This is a genomic window from Hymenobacter sp. BT491, assembly GCF_014349165.1.
GTDB classification, from domain to species: domain Bacteria; phylum Bacteroidota; class Bacteroidia; order Cytophagales; family Hymenobacteraceae; genus Hymenobacter; species Hymenobacter jejuensis.
This window is the reverse complement of the sequence record NZ_JACSJJ010000003.1, coordinates 348,619-372,342: the sequence shown is the minus strand read 5'-3', so window position 1 is coordinate 372,342 and position 23,724 is coordinate 348,619. Positions and strand designations below refer to the sequence as shown.

Genomic DNA, 23,724 nt, shown 5'->3' with positions numbered 1-23,724 from the left:
TTATAGAAAAGCCCCGCCAGTATTGGCGGGGCTTTTTGCTTTTGGGCTTCGGGTAGTAAAATTACTGCATAGCGGCTTTGATGCGCCGTTCGGCTTCTTTCTCGTCTTTCCAGCCCATGATATGCACCTCGCCGGAGCGGCCGCGGTGCTGAAACCATAGCCGCAGCACTTCTTTGGCGGCTGGGTAACGGTGCGTAAGATCGGCCCACGTAGTGATATCGGGCAGAATGCGCTGGCTGGGTCGGGCGGGCACGGCCAATACGATTTGTTCCATCACGCCTACGTTGTCGAGCAGCACTAGACCCACTGGCTGTACATCCATGACCGTACCGCTGGGTTGGCTTTCGGCCAGTACCAAAATAGGAAGCGGCCTAGCTGCAACTCCCGGAGCAGGTTCGAGGCGTGTTCCCGGAATAAAGCCATAATTGCCAGGGAAGGGGAGGAATTCTACCATTCGATCGGTGCCAGCGCGCTGTACGGGCTTAAACTCTTTGGTTTTGGGGTCGTAAGCTTGCTCCTTGTTGGTGCCGGCCGGCACTTCGATTACGGCCTGCAACAGCTTCTTCTCCGGCGAGAACGTGGGTAGCTCGGCGTAATCGGTCCGGCAACCGATTACACCGAGGCTACTGAGCACGACAAACACGAATCCACGAAAGTGCATACGTTCAGATAAGCTCCTATTTGCCTAGTTGTTCGTCCAGAATGCGCAACGGATTCAGCTGATCGAATCGCACGGTAAAGCGAATGCGGTCGGTGAAATCTTTGCGGCTGCTGGGCAGGCCGTTTTCGTATTGCGAGCCCGCCACCGGGAAATAGAATTGCAGGATGTTTTTGAACACCGGAAACACGAAGCCAGCGTCGTAAAACAGGCGTTGCGAGCGGTCGCGGCCATTTGCCACTACGAAGCGCTCCTTGGCAGCGCCAAAATCCGCAAACACCGATAGGGGCGTCACGGGCAGATCGGCCTGTACATTCAACGTGCTGAGCCAGCGTGAGCTACCCACAGGTAGATAAGCCTTGAAGGCGCCGTCGCGGTCGTCGGTCTGGTGTGTTTGGGCCGTGAAGGCATCCGAAATCTGCTGTCGGTCTAGGAAGAACGTCTGACGCCGGTAATCAGGGCTACCGCTTAGGCCAATGATAAAGGGTTGATCATCAGATTTTTGTAGAAAACGTCCGCCAAACAGGCGCACTTGCACGCGTTTCTTGGGCGAGTAGAACCGCTGATACGTAGCCGAAGCCCGCAGCAAACTAGCCTCGCGCGATGCGATGTCTTCGGAGAGGCTGGGTGTCAGGTGGTTAAACTCTACGCTCGCATTCCAGGTTTGCAAGGCATTGCCGCCCCGCACCTGGTACTCCACTGTCTGAATGCTGGTGGTGGTGCCGGCTTGCTGGAGCTCGTTGGCATCTTGGCTATAAATGGAGGTATTAGCCAGCTTAAGCATATGCTGCGGCGCGTTATAAGCCGATTTGGGCAGCGAAAACGTGATGCTGGGCTCTATCTTCCGGTAGCGCTCGAAGCGCTGTACCAGCACCCCAGTTACGATCTGGCGGGCAAGGCTGGCCGGCAACACGTTGATGTTCAACATGCCAATGCCGTTCAGCTCGTTGCGGTTGAAGCTATACATTGGCATAGCCAAGTAGCTGATACGCTTGATGTTAAGCGGGCTGTTGTAAAATGCAGCCCCCAACATAAACTTGTCAGAGGTATTGGCTCCCAGTACCGGCACCCAGTTAATGGTGGCACGGTCCCAGCGCTCCACGCTGCTCAAGGGCTTCAGGCGCAGCGGCCGGGTGCCTCGGAATGTGCCGGTCAGGGCGCGGCGGTCGTCGCCACGGTTAAGTTGGGGCGTCAGATACATGGGGTCGATGACGACGGCTGCTACGCCTTCCCGCCGGAAGTCAAGCTGGGTTTCTTCGTCGGTCTCGGAGCGGCCAAGCAGCGGCGTCCACTGCGTTTCCAGCACCTTGCCCTGCGCATCGAGCGTGGCAACCGGCACGGCAAACGGCGCCGGCGAGTCGTTGCGGATCAGTACTTTGACCTGCGAATTGGTAACGAGCAAATCGGATACGGCTGCGTTGTAGCGGTTGGTGGTTGCCAGCATGTCTTTGAAAAACCAATCCAGCTGCTGGCCGGTGCTCTGTTCAAATACCGCCTGCATATCCTCGGGATAGGGATGGCGGAACTGCCACTGCTCGTAGTAGGCGTGCATCGCGTTGTCGAACTTTTCCTGCCCCAGAAAGCCCGCCAAGTACTTCAGCAGCGTGGCCGTTTTGGTATACACGATGTCGGCGTAATTGAACGTGCCATACTCAGCCGACGCGACGCCCGCAACTGGTTGGTCGAGACCGCGGCTGGCGGATGCTTGGTACAGCACCTGATTCAAGGCATTGGCTTCCAGCCCGTCGATACCCAAGGCCGCAGAGGCTTTTGGCGAGCGAAGCAAGCCTTCGTACTGACCGGCCAAAGGGTTGTCGCGTTCCGCGACGCGGGCTTCTACGTAGGAGTTTACGCCTTCGTCCATCCACGGATTATCGCGCTCGTTGCTGCCCAAAATGCCATAAAACCAGTTGTGGCCCACTTCGTGCACAATGGCATCGGGCTGGGTCACGGTGATCATGGGGTATTCCATCCCCGAACCTGCACTCAAAGCGCCATCCACGGCCGTGGCCGATGAGTAAGGATATTCGCCGACCCATTGCGAGTAGTAGGTGAGGGCGTCGTTGACGTCTTGCAGGCCTTTAATCCAGCGCTGAGCGCCACTGTTGGTGAAAAGCACCCAAGAGGTCACCTGCTTGCCCGAAGGCAGCGTGACGCCGCTCTTTAGCACGTTGAAGCGCTTATCGGCAAACCAGGCGAAGTCGTGCACCCGATCCTGCACGTAATGCAGGGTTTTGGTTTCGCTGGCCGAAGCCGGAAAAGACAGGTCGGTGCCGAAATCCTGCTGCGTTTTTTTCAGCGCAGTAGCAGCGGCAAGCTGGTCAAGCCGTTGTTGCTCGTCGGGGTTTTGCAGCTCACCCGTAGCGCCAACCGTATAATTACTTGGTAATGTGATTCTTACGTCAAAAGAGCCATATTCGGAGAAAAATTCGCCTTGGTCGAGGTAAGGCATCTGGTGCCATCCTTTGCGATCGAATACCGCGGGCTTCGGATACCACTGCGTAACCTGATACGACTGCCCTACGTGCCCCATCCGTGAAAATGAGTCCGGCAGCTTCACCCGAAATGGCGTCGTGATGGTGGCTTTTTCGCCGGCAGCCAAAGGCTTGGGCAATATCAGCTTGGCAATATCCGGATTGTTGGGGTCAAACTCCAGTTTCGCCGTTTGGCCATCTACTTGAAAATCAAGCTGATCGATGAAGCCGCGCTGATCGGGTTTGGCAAACTGAAAATCGAGTTTGCCGTTGCGGAGCTGTTGCTTGGCAAAAGCAGTAGTGTTGTCACGGTAGGCGTTGGGCCACAGGTGAAACCAGATGAAGGTCAGCTTGCTGGGCGAGTTGTTAGTGTATTGAAGCTCCTCTTTGCCCGTCAACACATGTTGTTGGTCGTCCAGGGATACATCAATGGAATAATTGACTTGTTGTTGCCAGGGCGTGGCAGCGCTGCGGGTTTGAGCGAGGGTTGCGAGGGGCAAAACCGCTAGCCAGTAGCCAGCAAGTAGTTTTTTCATAAAGGCCAAATAGAGTAAAAGAAAGATCGTGCGGCGAAAGTACGTTTTCGGGCCCGAAAAGCTGCCTGTTCACAACCCCTGTCCGGCGGCACTCGTTACCTCAAGCTCATCACACCCCGAACACTAACCGCATATTCCCATGGAAAAGACAGATGTTCAGCACCAAGTGCACCTCGACTCAACGGCCAGCCTACTTGCCGGCGATTTGCAGGAGGAAAGCACCAAAGCCGGTCTCGATAATATTTTGCAACGTTGGATCGAAGACGTAAAAGAGGCCGATAACCCCGAGCTGCACCAGATTGTAATCGACCTGCAGCAGCTGAAAGCGCACCTTGGCTCGGGCACCTACGATAACCGCCTGATTGGGCAACTGCTTGGTCGCTTAGGGGAAAACACCATCAAATCGGCTGTCTTCGCGACTGGCAACACACAGCCCCGTGTCGAAAGCCTAGGCGAAGCGCTGTTGAAAGCAGCTAAAGCGATACAAAGCCCCGGTTCTGCACCCGAGGATGATCTGAAAAATTCAAACCAGGCCAGCTAACTGCCTGATAGAGTTGAACTTATTAGACAACAAAAAGCCGACCTTCTTGCGAAGGCCGGCTTTTTGTTGTTCGGAGAGAGTGCAGCTTAGCGCTTCTCTTTGATACGAGCCGCTTTACCCGACAGACCGCGCAGGTAAAACAAACGAGCACGACGTACTTTGCCGCGACGAATTACCTCAATCTTGTCGATGTTTGGCGACAGCATGGGGAAAATCCGCTCAGTACCGATCTGGTTCGATACTTTACGCACGGTGAAAGTTTCGCCGTTTGAATTAGAATTTTTGCGCTGGATCACCACGCCTTGGAACTGCTGAATGCGTTCCTTGTTGCCCTCGCGGATTTTTACGTGGACGTTGATGGTGTCGCCGGCGGCGAATGCTGGGAAGCTGGCGCGGCGCTCCTGGGATTCCTGCTGGATAAAATCGAGTAATACGCTCATGGCTGGAAGAACTAAAAAGGACGGCGCCGCCGCCCGAGGGGTTTCTGGGTAAAAGAGGCGCAAATATAGCGGTCTGTTTTTTACATTGCAAGCGCCGCCGCTTAAATGAGTCGTAAAGCAAAGGCGCTTCGCTCAATTACTTTGCAACGCGAGGGCGCTTACTTACTCGTCGAGCAGGTCGGGGCGGCGCAACCGGGTACGCTCTAGGGCCTGCTCGTGTCGCCAGACTTCAATTTGCGGAGTATTGCCTGATAGAAGAATGTCGGGTACTTTTTCGCCTCGCCACTCGGCCGGCCTGGTATAGACGGGAGGCGCAAGCAAATTGTCCTGAAAGGAATCACTTAAAGCCGACTCTTCATTGCCAAGTACGCCCGGCAGCAGTCGCACCACCGCATCTACGAGCACGGCAGCACCAAGTTCGCCGCCACTTAGTACGTAATCGCCGATGCTGATTTCGTGTGTGATGTAGGCCTTGCGAATTCGCTCGTCGATGCCTTTGTAATGACCACAGAGGATTAGTAGATTCTGCGCCAATGACCACCGATTGATCAGCGGCTGACGCAGCGTTTCGCCATCTGGCGTCATGTAGATTACGGCCTCGTATGCGCGTTCGGCCAGTAGCTCATCGAGGCAAGCGGCAATAGGCTCGACGCGCAATACCATGCCGGCGCCGCCACCAAAGACGTAATCATCAATCTGCCCGTGCTTGTTGATGGCGAAACGCCGAAGATCATGTAAATGAATCTCGGCCAAGCCTTTGTCCTGAGCACGTTTTACAATAGAATGCGCGAACGGACTTATCAATAAATCGGGCTGGCACGTTACGATGTCGATGCGCATGAAAGCTTATGCTTGAGCCGGAGATTCGTCGTCGGGGCCAACGAACTCGTCGGGTTCGTCGCGCTCGCGGGAAGCAGGGCTGAGGTAGACGTCGAGTAAGCCTTCCGGCAAGTTCACGTAGATCTTCTTCTCGTCCTCATCAGCGTGCGAAATCAGTTCGTCCACCACCGGAATCAGTACTTCCTTGCCCTTGTAACGCATGGCCATCAAATCTTGCTGCGGCAACTCGTAGAAGGCCTCGACAATACCCAGCTCGCCAAGTTGTTCATCTACAACTACATAGCCAATCACGTCGTGGAAGTAGAACTGATCTTCGTCCAAAGCCGGCAGTTCTTCCAAGGCCCGATACAGGTTCGCATTGCGTAACGGCTCAGCGGCCTCAATCGTGTCGATGCCCTGAAGCTTAAGCAAGGCCCTGTCGTCCGTCTGAGGCTGCACGCGCTCCACCCCAAACGAAGTTAGCTTGCCTGGAGCAGTAGGCAGTTCCAAGAACACAGACTTCATCTTGCGGTAAGTGTCCAGCTCATCCACGTCCAGAAACGCGACCATAAGGCCTTTCAGGCCGTGTGGCTTCACAATGGAGCCGAGCAGATAGCAGTCGTCGAGCGTCATGACAAGAGAATGATTTAGGAAATGAAGGAGAGGATACAGGAAAAAACGAGAAAGAGTTTAGTAGATGTTTCGCTCAGAAAAAATCTGAGCGAAACATCTACTAAACTCTTTACCTCAAACCTTCGAAGCGGAATTAAGCGCCGGCTTCTTCGGTCGTAGCGTCGGCTGTAGCAGCGTCGGCAGTTTCGCCTTCTTCGGCAGCAGGGGCTGCAGCCGGAGTGTTCTTCAAGCGGATGGCTTCAGCGCGAGCTTCCCGAACTTTAGTTTCGGCAGCCAGCTGTTGCTTACGCGTTTCCTCTTTGGCAGTGCCCAACGAGCTGCGCTTGGTTTCGATTTTGGCGTCTTTTTGCTCCTTCCAATCGGTAAAGCGCTGATCAGCAACATCTTGCGAAATAGCGCCTTTGATTACACCCAGTTGGAGGTGCTTGCGATACAGTACGCCTCGGTAAGAGAGCATGGCCCGTACCGTGTCGGTAGGCTGGGCACCCTTCATGATCCAATCGAAAGCCTTTTCGCTATCGAAGTTGATCGAGGCAGGGTTGGTGTTGGGGTTGTAGGTACCGATTTTCTCGATGAAACGGCCGTCGCGAGGCGAGCGGGAGTCAGCTACAACGATGTCGAATTGAGCGGCCTTTTTGCGGCCGCGGCGGGCGAGGCGGATTTTAACTGCCATGAACCTGAGGGGTTAGCGACGGAACCCGTCCGTCTGGTTGAAAGTGAGGCGCAAAGGTACGCAATTCCCGCAAAGAAAAAGATGTATACACCTAATAATTAGTCCGACTAGTCAAGCAACAAAAAAGGCTGCCCCAGGATGGGACAGCCTTTCTTAACGTATCGACGCGCTTACGCCGCCATGCGGGCTGCGGCTTTCTGCTTTCGCTTGATTTTGATGACACCTACTTTATCCAAGCTCCAGATGAACACATAGGTAGGGTCAAACTCCCACCATTTCACGCCAAAATTGACGCGCATGGGCAATTTGTGGTGGTTGTTTTGAAATAATTCGCCGAAAGCCAGGAAATCTAGGGCCAATGTATTCTTCGATTTGTCGTGGTTGTCGAAGTTCTGGTAGCCGTATTTATGACCGCCCCAATTGACGATAGCACCGTGCAGAGGCCCCATCAAAAAGTGAATTGGGAGGAGCAAGTATTGCCACCAGGCGGTAGCGAAGTTGATGTAAAACAGCACATAAGCCGTGCCCCAGCCAATGCGCGAATACCACTTGTCGCCGAAACTCTCTACCGCATTCCACACCGGATAATCGCCTTCAAAACGCTCTGCCGCGGCGTAATTATGGTTCAGCACATCGTTGTAGATATTCTTGGTTTTCCACATCATCGAAAAAGCATTCGACGAGAAGTGCGGCGAGTGCGGGTCCATCTCGGTGTCGGAATAAGCGTGGTGCATGCGGTGCAGCAACGCATAGGCCCGTGGCGAAAGAAAGGAGGAACCCTGGCAGATGTACGTGAACAGGAAGAAAAACTTCTCCCAGAACTTGTTCATGGTGAACATCTTATGGGCTGCATAACGATGCAGGTAAAACGTCTGGGTGAACAGCGACAGGTAATAGTGGGCAATGAAGAAAACGAGAATGGCCATATACCAAAAAGGGTTGGAAGCGATGTCGGGAAGCCGCATGCAGCTGCCCGCAGAAGCGTAATGGAGCAGCTTTAGTTCAGATTACTTTTACAAACCTACGGCCAGACTCGCGGGGCGTCAATAAATGGCCAGAAAAGGCCAAAATCTTATTCAGCTTACCCTTGCTGGCTATTCTTACTGAGCTGTTCATCCAAGATTATCCTTAAACGAAAAGCCTCCGGATAGGGAGGCTTTTGGTAGTATAAAGTTGAGGCTTAGCGATATACACTATTGCGCATAAAACGCTTTGGCAGCTTCCCAGTGTGCTACTTCAGGCACCGGAGCTTCAATGCAGAGCTTCTCTTTCGTAACGGGATGTTCCAATTCCAGCCGCCGGGCATGCAGGGCGATGCTTACATCCGGGAGGGGAGCCAGAAAACCATATTTCACATCGCCTACGATGGGCGTGCCCAGCCCCGTGGCGAGCTGCACCCGAATCTGGTGGGGACGACCTGTAACAGGGTTTACCTGAAGGAGTTGGCGGTTGCCAGCTTGCCCTAAAAGTTCATAGCTCAACTCGGAACGTAAGCCTTGTGGGTGCAGCTTTGGGTAAGCTTTCGTGACGTTGCGGATGGGGTCTTTCACCAACCAGTGCACCAGTTGGCCGCTTTCCGGCTCGGGCCGCTTCCCTACCAAGGCCCAGTAGGTTTTGTGCACCTTGTTGTCGCGGAACATCTCGTTGAGCCGGCTCAAGGCTTTGCTGGTTTTGGCCAGCACCACAATACCGCTTACCGGTCGATCGATGCGGTGGACAACGCCCACGAACGCCGCGCCGGGCTTCTTGTACTTGAAACGCAGATACTCGGCCGCTTTGGTCGAAAGGGGCTCATCGCCCGTCGAATCGCCCTGCACGAGCAAGCCGGCTGGCTTGTTGATGATGAGTAAGTGATTGTCTTCGAACAGAATCTCTTTCTGATCTGACCACAGATTTGGACGATTCACGCAGTAAAACTAAAATCCCAATTGATTATCAAATACTTGATAATCAATTGTTTATATACTAATAAGCTTCTTCTCTGCTGGGGAAGTCGCGGTCTTTTACATCCTTGATGTAGCTGCGAACAGCTTCGCTCATGGTTTCGTGCAGTTCGGCGTAACGACGCAGGAAACGTGGCTTGAATTCCTTCGTGATGCCCAGCATGTCGTGCACCACCAGCACTTGGCCATCCACATCCGGGCCGGCTCCGATGCCAATTACGGGAATCGTCAGCTGTTCAGCTACTTGTTTGGCCAATGCCGACGGAATCTTTTCCAGTACAATCGCAAAGCAACCCAGTTCCTGCAACAGTTGCGCGTCTTCCAGCAGCTTTTGCGCTTCGGCCTCTTCTTTGGCCCGCACGGTATACGTGCCGAATTTGTAAATGCTTTGGGGCGTCAGGCCCAGGTGGCCCATCACCGGAATGCCCGCCGTGAGGATGCGGGTAATGGACTCCTTAATTTCGGCGCCGCCTTCGAGCTTGATGCCGTGCCCACCCGATTCCTTCATGATACGGATGGCCGAGCGCAGGGCTTCAGAAGAATTGCCCTGATAAGAGCCAAACGGCATATCGACTACCACAAACGCCCGCTTGACGGCACGCACCACCGATTGGGCGTGGTAAATCATCTGGTCGAGCGTGATGGGCAGCGTAGTTTCGTGGCCGGCCATCACGTTGGAAGCGGAATCGCCGACCAGCAGCACGTCGATGCCGGCGCCGTCGAGAATGGAAGCCATCGAGAAGTCGTAGGCCGTGAGCATCGAGATTTTTTCGCCGCGCTGCTTCATGGCGAGCAGCTGGTGGGTGGTCACGAGCTTGACTTCTTTGTGCTGCGACATAATGTTGAGGAGCTTATAATTCTGGGGAGGAGAAAAGACAGGGCGTTCTTAAACTTAAAACGGAGGCCAAAGCTGGCAATTTTCTGGCAAAACGTCCCGGCGGTACTTCCCAACGTGCCCTTTCTAGAAGTGAAAAACGCCCGCCAGCCTAGCGATTCAGGAAAGAGCGGTTGCGGTTCAGCTTCAGGTCTTGCAGCAACGACGACTTGGCCGCGATGGTAATGTTATAGCCCTGGGTATAGCCAAACGGCCGCCAGTTGCCGCTGATCTGCCAGCAATGGAGGTCTTGGTAAAAGTCTAAGGACGTGATCGTTACTTGGCTATTCTTGAAGTCGTAGCCGCTGCTGTAGCCTAGGCGCAGGCGCTCCGTAAGCTTTACCGAGCCGCTCAGGTTGAGCGAGGCCGAGCTGAAAGGCGTGGGCCGCAACTGCCCTACCCGCGATACCTTAGGGCCGGGATCGGTGTAACTGGCTGCAAAAGAAGCGCTTAGCTCCCAGGGGAGTTCAAAGTCTATGTAGTCCTCGTAAGGATTGACAGGATTGGGATTGCCCAAGGCCGGATCGTTGGTAGGTGCCACTGCCCGCGGAATGCTGCTTTTCTTGCCGCCCTGCGCCGAATTGAACTGGTAGCTGAGCGAAAAGTTGGCGTTGGCCAGCCGCGCCAGCCGGCGTTTCGACTGATCGAACAGGTACTTGTTGATCACGCGGCCCGTAGAGTCACGCTGGTAGAAGTCGAAGGTTGCGTTGAGCAACACGTTAAGCTTACGAGCTATCTGGGTGCGGAAGTTGGCCGACAAGGGTTGCAGGTTGAGCGAGTCAGCCGCAAAGTTATAACCCGTACTAAAGTCGAGTCCGTCAATAAGGCTGCGCTTCTCAAAAGGCGTGGTGCCGGTCGTATCGTTTTTGGTCCGAACCTTCATTTCTACCTGGTTTTGCAGGCTAAAGCTCACCTGACTAACCTTCGTGCCGCTGGGGGCGCCGTACGGGAAGTTATTGTAGTAAGAAAAGCTACGCGGGTTCAGGATTCGGCCGCTGGCAATGTCGAGTTGATTATACAAGTTGCCGTTGGCGTCACGGATATTGCCAAGATTAAACTCCTGAGTATAGAAGTTCTTGTTTTTCAAGAAGTTAGGGGCAAACTGGTAGCTCACGCTCGGCGTGATCTTGTGCCGGATGGCTTCGATCTTTTTGCCTTTCACCTGCACAATGCCGTAAATATTGGTGCCCAGGTTCAGGCCGCCCGAGTAGCTGTACACGCGGTTGAAGCCCCGGATTGTGTCAATCTGGATTGCGTTGGCTGTGGGCACATACTTATAATCCAGCCGTTTGAAGTACCACGTTTCCCCATAGTTGATGGAGGGTTGCAGGTTGAAGTGCTTCAGGAACGTGTAGCTGCCAATCGAAATCTGAAACTGATGCTGAATGCCGGTTTGCGAGTTGCGCAACAGCGGGGCTAAGTTGTTGAGCTTCACGGGAATGCGAGTGGCTTCGCGTGAGCCGCCGATTACCGGAATGGCACCCCCGTCCAGCACCCGGGCGGGCAAGGAGTTTGAGAGCCGGTTCTGGGCCGTAAGTGTGTACGAAACCGCAAGCTGATCGTAAAGCGGATTCGCTTTCAACCCTACCAGCTCGTATAGGTATTGCCGGGCCACGCCCACCGTCACGTCGGGCAGGGTAAAGTCCATGGTGCCCGTAGACGTGTTCTGGCTCTGGCTAGCCTGCACCGAATAGTTGATGGGCAGGTTGCGCAGCTGCTTCTGGTAGCTGACCGTGGAGCTAAACGCGGGCGTCAGGTAGGTCTTGAGGTTGGCGTTGTTCTGGATATTAAAGTCTGAGCTACCGGCTTGCACGCTGGCCGAGAAGCGTCCGCCACCGGGCCGGGGAGTGGGGGAGTGGCTCCAGGTAAGCCAGAACGTTTTGGGGTTCACCGGCTTCCGATAAGCCGGATTAGTATTCTCGGTGTTGGTGGCTAAAATCTGGTTGGCGGGGCGTTGACTGTAGCTCAGATTGAACCGGCCGTTGTAGGTGTAGCGCTTGATGTACTGCACCTCCCCGGTTAGGGCAAAACCCCCAAACGACTCGGCGTTGCCGGAGTAGATGTCGCCGGTCAGGCGTACGCCAATGTATTCATTAGCAGCCCAATAGTAGCCACCGTTGCGCAAGAAGAAGCCGCGGTCAGAAGTCTGGCCAAAAGTTGGGATGATCAGGCCGGAAGAGCGGTTTTTACCCGGGGTGGGGAAGTAGCCAAACAGAAAACCCAGCGGCAACGGAATATCACCAATCACCAAATTGAAAGGCCCACTGGCCACCAACTTCTTGGGAATCACCTTCATCCGACTCATGTTGATGTAGAAGTGCGGATGTTCCAGGTTACACGTGGTGTAGCGACCGTGCAAGCCGTAAATTTCGTTTAGCTGGTTTTTCTTCACGACTTCGGCGTGCACGTAGCCTTCGCCCTGCTGCGTTACGGCATCCTGAAGCTTGCCTTTTTTGGTTTTGAAGTTGTAGCGCAACGGACCGGTGGCGAAGGTTTCGCCGCCGTTCTTAAACACCGGCTTATCGCGGATTTTGCCCGTTGAGTCCGGGGCTCCTTCGGCGCTGAGCACGTTGGTTTTATAATCGACCGTAATCTGGGCTGCTTTTAGCGAGATGTCGCCGTAGTCGATGTTTGACTTGCTGTAGAGCTTCGCAATGCGGTTTTGTACGTCGAACTGAATAGAGTCCTTAGCGGCATATTTTACCGTAGTTTCGATGTCGCCCTTGCGGCGCGCTGAAATTTGCAGCGAGTCGTTGGTGCGAGCTGTATCGGACAAAACTGCCAAGCGGGAAGTGCGCGACGAATCGGGGTTGGCAGGCAACGCGGGGTGCCCATCCACGTTCAGCCGCGGCGTGGGAATGGTCTTGGCCTTGGGCTGTTGCTGGCCCATGACGGCGTTGCCGGCTGTAAGCCAAAGCAATAGCAACGTCAGGAGCGGGAGGCGCAACGGACCGGCGAAAAGACGAAAAATAGCAAAGCTTGACAGCGCGGGCAGGGCCACGTAGTTTTATTCGTTTATTTTGTGGCGGTTTGCAAAGGTAGCGGGTCGCTGCCCCAACTAACGAACTCCGTGCGGAATATTGTCACTCTTTGTGTGGCGGGCCTGTTATTTATTTCCGGTCCGTCGGTGGCTGTGGCGCCGGGCGCTCCGGTTCTGCCCCCTACCAAATTTCATTTGCGTACCGTTGTGCTTGATGCCGGGCACGGCGGGAAGGACCGTGGGTGCGCCGGCGTAAGCGCCCGCGAAGCCAACGTGTCGCTCAAAATTATTCTCGAACTGGGCCACCTGATCGAGGAGAATATGCCCGATGTGCGCGTGGTGTATACCCGCAAAACCGATGTGTTTGTGGAACTGGCCGACCGCTCGGGCATTGCCAATCGCCACAACGCCGACCTGTTTATTAGTGTGCACTGCAATGCTGGGCCTTCGGCGGCCTATGGCACGGAGGTCTGGACGATGGGCTTGCACAAGACGGAGGCCAACCTGGCCGTGGCCAAACGTGAAAACGCAGTTATTCTGCAGGAAGACAACTATAAAGAACGCTACAACGGCTTCGACCCCAATTCTCCCCAAAGCCAGATCCTGTTTTCGCTCTATCAGAGCGCGCACGTAACCAACAGCCTGCGCTTCGCCCAAAAAGTAGAGCGCCAGTTCCGGACCAACGTGGGCCGACACTCGCGCGGCGTGAAACAGGCCGGTTTTCTGGTCCTCTGGAAATCCACGATGCCCTCCGTTCTCATCGAAGCGGGCTTCTTAACCAACCGCAACGAAGAGCGTTACCTCAACGATAAGTCGGGCCAGTCGTATATGGCATCAGGTATCTACCGGGCCTTCCGGGATTATAAAAGTGAACTCGAAGCCATGAACGAGGAATAACCCTGGTTCAGCTTGATTTCGGCCCGTATCTGATTCTACTCTACTCACTCATTCGCTGACCCAACGTGTCGAAAGAAGTCAAAGTGGCCCTACTGGGCATCGCGGCAATCGCTGCCTTATTTATCGGATTTAACTTTCTGAAAGGCAGCAACATACTATCTTCCAACCATACGTACTACGCCAAGTACGACAACGTGGACGGACTCACCGTCGGAAACCCAGTCATCCTAAACGGCATCAAAGTCGGGCAGGTGAAAAACATGGAATTGCTTCCTGCCGAGCGCAACCGCGTACGCGTGGCTGTGGAATTGGACAAAAACGTGGTAGTGGGCGACTCAACTGTCGCCAGCTTGTCGGGCTCGTTGCTGGGCAGCAAGACCATCACGCTGTTTCTGGGCAAAAACTCTAAAGTATTTGACGGCGGTCAAGAATTGAAGTCCTACACAGTAGCCAGCATCACGGATGCGTTTCAAGCGCGGGCTTTGCCGGTGCTGGGTACGGTCGATTCAACTCTGATTAAGGTTAATGGTTTCCTGAACAAGGATGCCAAAGTAAGTCTGCAAGCCACGTTGCAGAATGCGCAAGGTTCTACAGAAGCCCTTAAGAATCTGTTGCTTATGAACCAGCGCAACATTAACCAGATCACGACCAACATGGCCGAGCTCACCCATACGCTGGCCGTAACCTCACGCAAGCTCGACCGCATCACGGTGAACTTTAGCCAGCTTAGCGATTCGCTGAAAGCGGCGCCCGTTGGTCCGGCTTTGCGCAAGCTCAACTCCACTATGGGAGAGGCACAGTCGGCCATGAAATCGCTCAACCAGACCCTTACTAGCCCCAAAGGCTCGCTCGGCAAGCTTATCAACGACGACTCGCTCTATACCAATCTCAACGCGACTGCTTCCAGCTCCAACGCGTTGCTGGTCGATTTGAAGGCCAACCCAAAGCGCTACGTACACTTCTCGGTATTCGGGGGCGGCGGCAAGGATAAGACGAAGAAGGAGACCACGCAGAAACCGAACGGCGAAATCGAGACCGAAACCAAAAAGGTAGAAGCCGCGCCCAAAGTCACGATTCAGGTCGACAGTACGGCCAAGCCCGAGAAATAAGCTGTGTACCAATTTTAAGTACCTTTGAAATCCGCCTTCGGGCGGATTTTTTTGTGCCTGCCCCACCCAGTTTTTTGTTCTCAAATCACCCTTCCCACCCGCATGGACCTCGAATTCAACAAAAACGAAGACCAACTAAAACAGCTCACCTACCAGCTTAGCCAACGCTACAAAAAAGTAGCCCTGGGCGGTGGGGAGAAGCGCATCGAAGCGCACAAAGCCAAAGGCAAACTCACAGCGCGCGAACGTATTGATTACCTGGTAGATAAAGATTCTCAAACGCTTGAGATCGGCGCTTTTGCCGGCGAAGGTATGTACAAAGAACACGGCGGCTGCCCATCCGGGGGCGTGGTGGTAGTGATGGGCTATGTAAAAGGCCGTCAGTGCATTATCGTGGCCAACGATGCCACCGTAAAAGCCGGCGCCTGGTTTCCGATTACGGCCAAGAAAAACCTGCGAGCCCAGGAAATCAGCATCGAGAACCGCCTGCCAATCATTTACTTAGTCGACTCGGCGGGCGTGTACTTGCCGATGCAGGACGAGATTTTTCCGGACAAAGAGCACTTCGGCCGCATCTTCCGCAACAACGCCGTGATGAGCAGTATGGGCATCGTGCAGCTGGCCGCCATCATGGGCCCGTGCGTGGCCGGTGGCGCGTATTTGCCCATCATGTCCGACGAGGCGATGATTGTGGACCAAACGGGCTCGGTATTTCTGGCGGGCTCGTACCTCGTAAAATCGGCTATTGGGGAAACTATTGATAATGAGACACTTGGTGGAGCCTCTACGCATTCCGAAATTTCGGGCGTAACGGACTACAAATTCCAGAACGACGAAGAGTGCCTCGACCATATTCGTAACATCTTCGACAAGATGGGCGAAGGCCCGAAAGCCGGATTCAACCGCGCCTCGCCTGTATTGCCTGCCTCAACGCCCGAAGAAATCTATGGTTTGCTGCCTTCCGACCGCGCCAAGCCCTACGACATGATGGACCTCATCAAGCGCTTGGTCGACAACTCGGAGTTTGAGCCCTACAAAGACCTTTATGGTCAAACACTTATCTGCGGTCTGGCGCGCATTGATGGCTGGGCTGTGGGCATTGTCGCCAACCAGCGCAAAATCGTGAAATCGAAGAAAACGGGCATGCAGATGGGCGGCGTAATCTACTCCGACTCCGCCGACAAGGCCGCTCGTTTCATCATGAATTGCAACCAAAAGCGCATTCCGTTGGTGTTTCTGCACGACGTATCGGGCTTCATGGTGGGTTCGCAGAGCGAGCAGGGCGGCATCATCAAGGACGGCGCCAAGATGGTGAATGCCATGGCTAACTCCGTGGTGCCGAAGTTTTCGGTGATCATCGGCAATAGCTACGGCGCCGGCAACTACGCCATGTGCGGCAAAGCCTACGACCCGCGCCTGATCGTGGCGTGGCCCACCGCTCAACTCGCCGTCATGAGTGGCGCAGCGGCCGCCAACACGCTGCTACAGATTCAGGTGGCCAGCCTCAAAGCGAAAGGCGAAGTCATCACACCGGAAGCCGAAAAGGAATTGCTCGACAAGATCAAAGCGAGTTACGAAGAGCAATTGTCGCCGTATTATGCAGCCGCTCGCCTATGGGTGGACGCTATCATTGACCCGTTGGAAACGCGAAAAGTTATTTCAATGGGTATTGAAGCCGCTAACCATGCGCCGATTGAGAAAGCGTACAATGTAGGCGTGATTCAAGTATAATGCCATCGGTTTCGAAGTTGAGTTTGACGTTACTGTTCTTCAGATGATAACCCTTACCCGCACTACTTCCGACAACCCCGATTTTCGGCAACTAGTAACACTGCTAGACCAAGACTTAAGCATTCGCGACGGCGCTGACCACACTTTCTACGCCCAGTTCAATAAGATCGACAAGCTCAACCACGTCATAGTCGCGTACAGCAATGACGAGCCCGTGGCCTGTGGCGCTTTCAAGGAGTTTAGCCCAGAGTTGGTCGAGATTAAGCGAATGTTTGTGCAGCCTGCGCAACGCGGGCAGGGAGTAGCGCAAGCCGTGCTGACGGAGTTAGAGCAGTGGGCCAAGGAGCTACAATACGCCGGTTGCGTCCTCGAAACCGGTAAGAAACAGCCCGAAGCCATTCGCCTCTACCAGAAAAGCGGATATGCCCTGATCTCGAACTACGGCCAGTACATCGGCGTGGAGAACAGCGTGTGCATGCAGAAAGAGCTGGCATAACGGCGCGGGCGGCCTACCCTGACCGCCTGCGCCTTGCTTTCCGCCGTATAGGCTTCAGATAGCAACCTGAAGACAATGGCGAAAAAAACTGTATCCGAAATTATAGTAGATACCCTGATTGCCGCCGGCGTGAAGCGCGTGTACGGCGTCGTGGGCGACTCCCTCAACGGCATCACCGACGTGATCCGGGCGCGGGAAGGCATTGAGTGGATTCATGTACGCAACGAGGAAGCCGGCGCATTTGCCGCCGGAGCCGAAGCGCACATAACGGGTTCGCTGGCAGTTTGTGCCGGTAGTTGCGGTCCTGGTAACACCCACTTGCTCAATGGGTTATATGATTGTCATCGGAGTAAGGTGCCGGTGCTGGCAATCGCCGCCCAGATTCCGAGCGTGGAAATCGGGAGTCAGTATTTTCAGGAAACGCATCCCGAACTGACTTTTAAAGAGTGCAGCGATTATTGCGAACTGATTGGGCACCCCGACCAAGCCGTGCGCACTACCGAAATCGCCATTCGAACGGCTTTGGGCAAGCGTGGGGTAGCGGTGCTGGTGGTACCGGGTGATATCAGCCATCAGTCGGCGGAAGCACCGGAGCCGCAATTGCCCTCGTGGCGCAGTGCCACGCTGCACCCCGCGGCAGAGGACGTGCAAGCGGCCGCCGACTTGCTCAATAGCTGCGAAAAAATAACCATCATGGCCGGTGCCGGCTGTGCTGCCGCCCACGCGGAACTACTGCAAGTAGCCGAGGCGTTGGGTGCGCCCATTGTGCACGCGTTGCGGGGCAAAGAGTCTGTTGAAGGCAATAATCCGTACGACGTCGGGCTGAGTGGGCTGCTGGGTTTTACTTCCGGCTACGATGCCCTCATGGACTGCGACGCGATGTTGATGCTGGGCACCGATTTTCCGTATCGGCAATTTTTGCCGCAGGAAACCCGCACAGTACAAGTTGATATTCGCGCCGAGCACATTGGCCGTCGCACCCGCGTAGAAGTGGGTTTGGTAGGCGATGTTGCGGCTACGCTACGAGCGCTTCTGCCGCAGCTTCAGCCCAAAATCGACCGCGCTCACCTCGAAAATGCGCTGGAAAACTACCGCGAAACCCGCAAAAGCCTCGATGAGTTAGCCACCGGCGAACCCGGCGATACGAGCATGCACCCGCAGTACGTCGCCCGCCTGCTCAACGAGCAAGCCGCCGAAGACGCTATTTTTACCTGCGACGTCGGTACGCCTACCATCTGGACGGCCCGTTACCTGCGCATGAACGGCAAGCGGCGACTGATCGGCTCGTTTAACCACGGCAGCATGGCCAACGCCATGCCGCAAGCGCTGGGCGCGCAGCTAGCTGCCCCCGGACGCCAGGTTATTGCGTTGGCCGGTGATGGCGGCTTCGCCATGCTCATGGGCGAGCTGCTCACACTGCGTCAGCTGAAAGTGCCCGTCAAGATTGTGATCTTCAACAACGGCAGCCTCGCCTTCGTGGAGCTGGAAATGAAGGCGTCCGGCATTATTCAGTACGGTACTGAACTGGACAACCCCAACTTCGCGGCCTTGGCCGAAGCCGCGGGCGTGCGGGGCATTCGCGTAACCGATCCGGCCGACTTGCCCGCCGCCTTGGCCGAAATGCTGGCCCACCCCGGCCCCGTGGTGTTGGATGCCGTGGTGAAGCGCACCGAGCTTTCGATGCCGCCGAGCATCCAGAAAGAACAAGTGCTGGGCTTCAGCCTGTACACGCTCAAAGCCATCATGAGCGGGCGGGGCGACGAAGTACTGGAGCTGGCGAAGACCAATTTGTTCCGCTGAACAGATTCGTCGGCAAACCCTTCCGATTGAACATTCTCTCGTGCCACACGTGTTAAATAAAGGCAACCGACGGTGGTGATCCCGCGTCGGTTGCTTTTATTTGCCCCTTCCGCTTGCTGCGCACCGCGCGGAGCCGCTTACCCACTACATGACCAACAAAGAAATCAAAGCCCTCATCTCACTGCTCGACGATCCGGAAATCGCGCCGCAGATTCATGAGCGTATCCAGACGCTGGGGGAAAGTATTATACCGTTTCTGGAAGAGTCGTGGGAGGAAAGCCTCGATCCGCAGCAGCAGCAGCGCCTCGAAGACCTGATTCACCATTTGCAATTTGAAGGCCTTCAGCAGCGCCTGCGCGTATGGCGCGATTCGGGCGGCGAAAACCTGCTGGAAGGCATGTGGCTGCTCAACTCCTTTCAGTATCCCGACGCCGATTTGCAGGCCCTGAACCGCGCCGTCGAGCAGTTGCGCTTCGAGGCCTGGACGCTGCTGCGCCCCGATATGCACCCCGCCGACCAAGTGCAGGCGCTCAACCACGTCATGTTTAAGGTGCACAAGTTCTCGGCCAACACGCAGAACTTTCATTCGCCGGCCAATTCTATGCTCCATCTGGTGTTGGAAACGCGGCGCGGTAACCCATTGACACTCTGCGTGATATATTTATTGGTTGCGCAGCGCCTAAACCTGCCGATTTACGGCGTGAACTTGCCCAACCTGTTTGTGCTGATGTATCAATCGCCGATTCCGAAAGTCGAGCCTTTTTACATCAACTGCTACAACCGTGGCCTAGTACTATCGCGCACCGACATCGAACACTACGTAGCGCAGCTCAACCTCACCTCCAACGACATCTTTTTCGAGCCGTGTTCGCACCTCGACATTGTGCGTCGGGCCCTGCGCAACCTGATGCTGAGCTTCGAGAAAATGCAAGAGCCCAGCAAAGCCATCGAGGTCGGCAAGCTGTTGGCTATTCTGACGGACGAAGCCGGCCCAACTACCGACACGGAGGAATCGGGTGAAGAATAAGGTTCGCATCGCCTATTGGGTCCTGCAAACGCCATATCAACAGAAACAAGAGCAGCACAAAAAAGCCAGCCCCGCGGGGCTGGCTTTTTTGCGAACGGGTATGGCTATTGACGCTTGGCTGCTGGAGCTGGGTTGTGGAGAGGTGAAAGGCCACTGCCCGGTGCGGCGTTTTTAATTTCGTTTGATAAGGCAGCCGGCAGCACGCTTGTCGGTGACGCCTACTGGGCGGCCTGCCAGCACATTATCCAGCGCCTGAGCTAAATAACGCTCTTTTACATAGCTTTCTACCTGCGCGTTGTCGTCGATGGCGCCTTTGTAGCGCACGGCAAACCCATCGCCGGCGGGCTGGAGCAGCACCACTTCGGGCGTTTTGGTGGCGCCCAACAGCGTGCTTACTTTCTGGCCCTCGTCGGTGAAATAACCCAGATTGTCTCCCGAGGTCTTTATCGTAATCGCCTTTGAATCAGTGGGTTCACTAGAGGATTCTAAGTTGATAGGCGTGTCGATAAACAAAAACTGCACGCCTTGTCCGCCGTATTCGGAGGCGAGCGTATTTAGCCGGCCTTGATAAAGCTTGGTGAAAGCGCAGTTTTGGTTGATAAACACCACCACCACTGCTTTTTTGGAAGCGTAGCTGCGCAGCGCCACCTCGGCGTTCGTGACGCTTTTCAGGGAGAAATCGCTTACGGTGCGGCTACCCTGCGCCCGCGCCGTGCCGATGGCAACAGTGCAAAAAAGCAAGGCAATGGCAGCCACTACTGAGATTCGGCGAAAGGACATGGAAGAGCAGGATTAAGCAGGAGGAAAGGAGTCGGTTTCGACGCAATACGTAAGCACGTATTGTTCGGTCAGGCGCTGGTAGTAGATCTGGTGTTGGCTGCGGAAGTTTTCGAGGAGCAGGTGCCCCGTCAATACACCTGCCTCCCGCAGCCCAAACGGGTCGAGCCGAATTTGCTCTTTGAACACCAGGCCCCGGCGACTGTGCAGCTTATAAAGCGTCTCTTTGGCACTCCAATAGAGACTGTATTTCGTTGCGTCGTCGCCAGCATCGGCTCGCTCGGTTTCCGATAGAAACCTGGGAGCCAACTGTTGCGCTTTGGTTCTAACTAATTCAATATCTGTGCCAACCCGCCCGCGCGGAGCTACTACTGCGGCCACCCACTCGCCCGAATGCGACAGCGACACGGCAAAATCCGGCTGGCCGTCGAAATGAGGGCGGCCGTTGGCGTCGTTGCGCAGGAGCGCCGGGGGCAGATTAAGTTCTTGCGAGAGCGTGTGTGCCAGCGCCCGGCCGGCCCACCATTGCGTGGCCCGCGTTTCGTCGCGGCCTCCGGGTTGCAACTCGGCGTAGCGCTCGGGGTAGGGCAAAAGGGCCGCCAATTCGGTTGAGGGCTCCGTCAGCTGCCAAAGGCCTAATACGGCTTGGTTGGGAAGCGGCGTGGCGGAGTGAAAGGGCATGAGGCAAAAAATAAATCAAGAAGCAGCGTGCCCGGTTGTAGTCGGGGCAAAGCACAAAACGGCTTGCTCGTCAAAACTGCCGTAATTTCGGCCCAAATCCTAACCCTACGGCATGCCTTCGCTTTTTCGTTTGCAGGTGCAAAAACTAGCCGCGCTCACCGGGCACCGCGACTGCGTGTACACCCTGGCCGGCGACCCCGATAAGGCCGCATTTTACTCGGCCGGCGCCGACGGCATGGTGGCCGTATGGGACATCGACAAGCCCGAACGCGACGGGGAATTGGTAGCCAAAGTCGAAAACTCGGTGTACGCCCTGCAGTATTTGCCCACGCGGAATCTGCTGCTGATCGGGCATAATTACCAGGGAATTCAGGCGATTGACTTGGCCGAAAAGAAGCTGGTTTTTGCCACTCCGCTGCCGCCCGTCGCCATCTTCGATCTGGCATACTCCGAGGCTCGGCAGCGCCTGTACGTGGCGCTCGGCGATGGCACGCTGGCCGTGCTGCGGGCCGCTGATTTCAAAGTCGAGAAATTGCTGCGCCTGTCGGATAAAAGCCTGCGTTGCTTGGCGTTGCACGAAGAGCGCAACGAGCTGGCCGTGGGCGGTAGCGACACGCTGGTACGCATCCTCGATGCCGATTCTTTGGCGCTGAAACACACTTTGGAAGGTGCCACCAACTCCGTTTTCACCGCCGCTTACTCACCCGATGGCCGCTACCTGCTCACAGCCGGCCGCGACGCACACTTACGAGTATGGGAAGTGGAAAGTCAATATGCTGAATATCAGTATATTGTGGCGCACATGTTTACCATCAATCACATCGCCTTCAGCCCCGATGGCACCTACTTTGCCACCTGCAGCATGGACAAGTCCATTAAGCTTTGGGATGCCGAAACGTTCCGGCTGCTACGCGTGATCGACCGGGCGCGGCACGCCGGACACGGTACCTCCGTCAACAAGTTATTTTGGTCAGGACGCCAGAATCGGCTAGTTTCGTGTAGCGACGACCGCAGCCTTGCCGTGTGGGAGCTCCTGGTCGCACCCCCCGCCTTATGAAGATTACCGCCCTCGATATCCGGCAGAAGACCTTTGAAAAAGCTTTTCGCGGCCTCGACAAAGACGAAGTACAAGCCTTCCTGTTGACGCTCTCGCAACAGTGGGAGCGCATGGGCGACGAAAACCGCGAGCTGCGCCTCAAGCTCGACCACGCTACCCACGAAGTGCAAAAAATGCGCGAGGTAGAAACGTCGCTCTACCGCACGCTTAAGACCGCCGAAGACACCGGCAACAGCATCACCGAGCAGGCCCAGCGCGAAGCCGAGCTGCGCATCCGCGAAGCCCAACTCAAGGCCGAGCAGCTGCTTTCGGATGCCCGCCAGAAGGCCCGCGCCGTGGTGGAAGATGCCTACAAACAGGCCGAAAAGACCATTGCCGAAATGCAGGCCGAAGTCAATGGCTTAGGTCAGGAATGCCAACGCCTTGAAAATCAGATGGAAGGCCTTGTGCGCGATTTGCAGCGTCTGGCTTCCGATACCCTCGATAAAGTAGAAAAAGCGAAAGCTCGACCAAAAGCTTCGGTTGCGTCTATCCTTTCCCGTGCGGCCAGCGTAAAGGTGAATAAACCCGATTCTTCACCCGAAACTGATTCCGCCATGTACGTAGGTTCTGCTTCCACATCCTCGGCCGCAGCCGTAGCCGGGGCTTCCGGCGCTGCTGTTAACGGCGGCGTGGCCCAACCCGAAGCCCGGCCCATCGGCCCGCAGCCGGGCCGCAATCCGCAGCCGGGGCAGGAGCCCAATCCGGGGGCACCCTCGCAAGTGCCCGGCCCCGAAATTCGGCCGAGTTCACCCGACGAAAACCCCGGCAAATCCGATCCTTCCCGCATTTACCAGCCCGAGCCTTCGCGCATTCCTGACCCGACGGGGCCCAGCATCGAGCCCACGGCGCCTGATATTCAGCCCATTGGCCCCGGTCAACCCGAAATAGCCCCGCCCGCACCGAGCCCTGGTTTTGCGGCCGCTGTGGCTACCGAAAAGTCGTTCTTCGACGAGATCTAATTGTACTTACCAGAAACCAACCGGCTGTCCTTCGTGCCTTAGAAGGACAGCCGGTTTTGTTTTGCAGAACCTTTGATACACTATGGAAATCGGCCAGATTGCGCTGGAGGGAATGGAGTTTTTTGCCTTCCACGGCTACTACGACGAAGAGCAGAAAATCGGCAATAAATACGGCGTCGATCTCTACATCGAAACCGACCTGCACGCCGCCGGTGCTTCCGATAAGCTGCAAGCCACCGTGAACTACGAAGTGCTTTATAAAGTAGTGGCCGAAGAAATGCAGGCCAAAGCGCGCTTGCTCGAGCACCTTGGCCACCGCGTCATCGACCGCATTTTTAAAGAGTTTCCGCACGTGCACTCGGTGAGAGTGAGCGTATCGAAATTCAACCCGCCGCTGGGCGGCATTTGCCACCGGGCCCGCGTGACGCTGGAGCGGGCACAACGTAAGTTTTAGTTTTGTAAAATATTGATAATAAAATATTTATGTTTTAAATAAATATGTTTTAAACCGCTTTGTTTTCAATTGCTGCAAAAAGCCAGGCTAGTCGAGTAGCCTGGCTTTTTGTGTTTTATAGTT

Annotated in this window: 22 protein-coding genes; 10 read left to right on the top strand and 12 right to left on the bottom strand. The window is 55.4% G+C overall.

What is annotated here, in order from left to right; translation table 11 throughout:
- Positions 1–61: 61 nt before the first annotated feature.
- The gene (locus H9I52_RS13080) at positions 62–661 is read right to left on the bottom strand and encodes an inorganic diphosphatase (RefSeq protein WP_187454236.1); all 600 of its coding nucleotides are present in this window, start codon (positions 659–661) and stop codon (positions 62–64) included.
- A 16-nt stretch (positions 662–677) separates the two neighbouring features.
- On the bottom strand, positions 678–3,668 hold the full coding sequence (locus tag H9I52_RS13075; RefSeq protein WP_187454235.1) for a M1 family metallopeptidase: 2,991 nt from the start codon (positions 3,666–3,668) through the stop codon (positions 678–680).
- A 139-nt stretch (positions 3,669–3,807) separates the two neighbouring features.
- Between H9I52_RS13075 and H9I52_RS13070 the strand changes: the two genes are divergently transcribed.
- Positions 3,808–4,209 carry a hypothetical protein gene (locus H9I52_RS13070; protein ID WP_139516141.1) on the top strand — a complete coding sequence of 134 codons (402 nt, stop codon included), beginning with the start codon at positions 3,808–3,810 and terminating at the stop codon, positions 4,207–4,209.
- An 86-nt stretch (positions 4,210–4,295) separates the two neighbouring features.
- Here the strand turns inward: H9I52_RS13070 and rplS are convergent, their stop codons facing one another.
- The 8 genes from rplS to H9I52_RS13030 form a co-directional block, all read right to left on the bottom strand.
- Positions 4,296–4,649, bottom strand: a complete 354-nt coding sequence (gene rplS, locus H9I52_RS13065) for a 50S ribosomal protein L19 (protein ID WP_139516142.1) — start codon at positions 4,647–4,649, stop codon at positions 4,296–4,298.
- Positions 4,650–4,811: 162 nt separating this feature from the next.
- Positions 4,812–5,489 (bottom strand): tRNA (guanosine(37)-N1)-methyltransferase TrmD, encoded by a 678-nt coding sequence (gene trmD / locus H9I52_RS13060; protein WP_187454234.1) that lies wholly within the window; start codon positions 5,487–5,489, stop codon positions 4,812–4,814.
- Positions 5,490–5,495: 6 nt separating this feature from the next.
- Positions 5,496–6,101 carry a ribosome maturation factor RimM gene (gene rimM, locus H9I52_RS13055; RefSeq protein WP_187454233.1) on the bottom strand — a complete coding sequence of 202 codons (606 nt, stop codon included), beginning with the start codon at positions 6,099–6,101 and terminating at the stop codon, positions 5,496–5,498.
- A 133-nt stretch (positions 6,102–6,234) separates the two neighbouring features.
- Positions 6,235–6,774, bottom strand: coding sequence for a 30S ribosomal protein S16 (locus tag H9I52_RS13050; RefSeq protein WP_187454232.1), 540 nt, complete (start codon positions 6,772–6,774; stop codon positions 6,235–6,237).
- A gap of 170 nt (positions 6,775–6,944) precedes the next feature.
- Positions 6,945–7,700, bottom strand: coding sequence for an acyl-CoA desaturase (locus H9I52_RS13045; RefSeq protein WP_187454231.1), 756 nt, complete (start codon positions 7,698–7,700; stop codon positions 6,945–6,947).
- A 267-nt stretch (positions 7,701–7,967) separates the two neighbouring features.
- Positions 7,968–8,681: an RluA family pseudouridine synthase gene (locus tag H9I52_RS13040; protein WP_187454230.1), complete on the bottom strand. Its 714-nt coding sequence runs from the start codon at positions 8,679–8,681 to the stop codon at positions 7,968–7,970.
- Positions 8,682–8,739: 58 nt separating this feature from the next.
- On the bottom strand, positions 8,740–9,555 hold the full coding sequence (gene panB / locus H9I52_RS13035; RefSeq protein WP_139516148.1) for a 3-methyl-2-oxobutanoate hydroxymethyltransferase: 816 nt from the start codon (positions 9,553–9,555) through the stop codon (positions 8,740–8,742).
- A gap of 148 nt (positions 9,556–9,703) precedes the next feature.
- Entirely contained in the window at positions 9,704–12,538 is a 2,835-nt protein-coding gene (locus H9I52_RS13030; protein ID WP_187454229.1) for a putative LPS assembly protein LptD, read from the bottom strand.
- Positions 12,539–12,718: 180 nt separating this feature from the next.
- Here H9I52_RS13030 and H9I52_RS13025 point away from each other — a divergent pair, with 180 nt between their 5' ends.
- The 6 genes from H9I52_RS13025 (at position 12,719) to H9I52_RS13000 (ending at position 19,631) form a co-directional block, all read left to right on the top strand.
- Complete coding sequence (locus H9I52_RS13025) at positions 12,719–13,468, top strand: N-acetylmuramoyl-L-alanine amidase (RefSeq protein ID WP_230471373.1); 750 nt, start codon at positions 12,719–12,721, stop codon at positions 13,466–13,468.
- Positions 13,469–13,533: 65 nt separating this feature from the next.
- Positions 13,534–14,577: an MlaD family protein gene (locus H9I52_RS13020; RefSeq protein WP_139516151.1), complete on the top strand. Its 1,044-nt coding sequence runs from the start codon at positions 13,534–13,536 to the stop codon at positions 14,575–14,577.
- A 102-nt stretch (positions 14,578–14,679) separates the two neighbouring features.
- Positions 14,680–16,308, top strand: coding sequence for an acyl-CoA carboxylase subunit beta (locus H9I52_RS13015; protein ID WP_187454228.1), 1,629 nt, complete (start codon positions 14,680–14,682; stop codon positions 16,306–16,308).
- A gap of 43 nt (positions 16,309–16,351) precedes the next feature.
- Positions 16,352–16,804: a GNAT family N-acetyltransferase gene (locus H9I52_RS13010; protein ID WP_187454227.1), complete on the top strand. Its 453-nt coding sequence runs from the start codon at positions 16,352–16,354 to the stop codon at positions 16,802–16,804.
- A gap of 75 nt (positions 16,805–16,879) precedes the next feature.
- Positions 16,880–18,604, top strand: a complete 1,725-nt coding sequence (gene poxB / locus H9I52_RS13005) for a ubiquinone-dependent pyruvate dehydrogenase (protein ID WP_187454226.1) — start codon at positions 16,880–16,882, stop codon at positions 18,602–18,604.
- Between the two features lie 148 nt (positions 18,605–18,752).
- Positions 18,753–19,631, top strand: coding sequence for a transglutaminase-like domain-containing protein (locus H9I52_RS13000; protein WP_139517801.1), 879 nt, complete (start codon positions 18,753–18,755; stop codon positions 19,629–19,631).
- A gap of 171 nt (positions 19,632–19,802) precedes the next feature.
- Here H9I52_RS13000 and H9I52_RS12995 read toward each other — a convergent pair whose 3' ends face one another.
- Both H9I52_RS12995 and H9I52_RS12990 read right to left on the bottom strand, forming a co-directional pair.
- Positions 19,803–20,411 carry a redoxin domain-containing protein gene (locus tag H9I52_RS12995; protein WP_139516156.1) on the bottom strand — a complete coding sequence of 203 codons (609 nt, stop codon included), beginning with the start codon at positions 20,409–20,411 and terminating at the stop codon, positions 19,803–19,805.
- A 12-nt stretch (positions 20,412–20,423) separates the two neighbouring features.
- Positions 20,424–21,089: a 4'-phosphopantetheinyl transferase superfamily protein gene (locus H9I52_RS12990; protein ID WP_187454225.1), complete on the bottom strand. Its 666-nt coding sequence runs from the start codon at positions 21,087–21,089 to the stop codon at positions 20,424–20,426.
- Between the two features lie 112 nt (positions 21,090–21,201).
- Between H9I52_RS12990 and H9I52_RS12985 the strand changes: the two genes are divergently transcribed.
- From H9I52_RS12985 to folB, 3 genes are all read left to right on the top strand, one after another.
- Complete coding sequence (locus H9I52_RS12985; RefSeq protein WP_187454224.1) at positions 21,202–22,146, top strand: WD40 repeat domain-containing protein; 945 nt, start codon at positions 21,202–21,204, stop codon at positions 22,144–22,146.
- A complete protein-coding gene (locus H9I52_RS12980; protein WP_187454223.1) occupies positions 22,143–23,147 on the top strand; it encodes a DivIVA domain-containing protein in 1,005 nt (334 codons plus the stop codon). Before H9I52_RS12985 ends, H9I52_RS12980 begins: the two co-directional genes overlap by 4 nt.
- An 88-nt stretch (positions 23,148–23,235) precedes the next feature.
- Positions 23,236–23,601: a dihydroneopterin aldolase gene (folB, locus tag H9I52_RS12975; RefSeq protein ID WP_139517802.1), complete on the top strand. Its 366-nt coding sequence runs from the start codon at positions 23,236–23,238 to the stop codon at positions 23,599–23,601.
- The last annotated feature ends 123 nt before the right edge of the window (positions 23,602–23,724 follow it).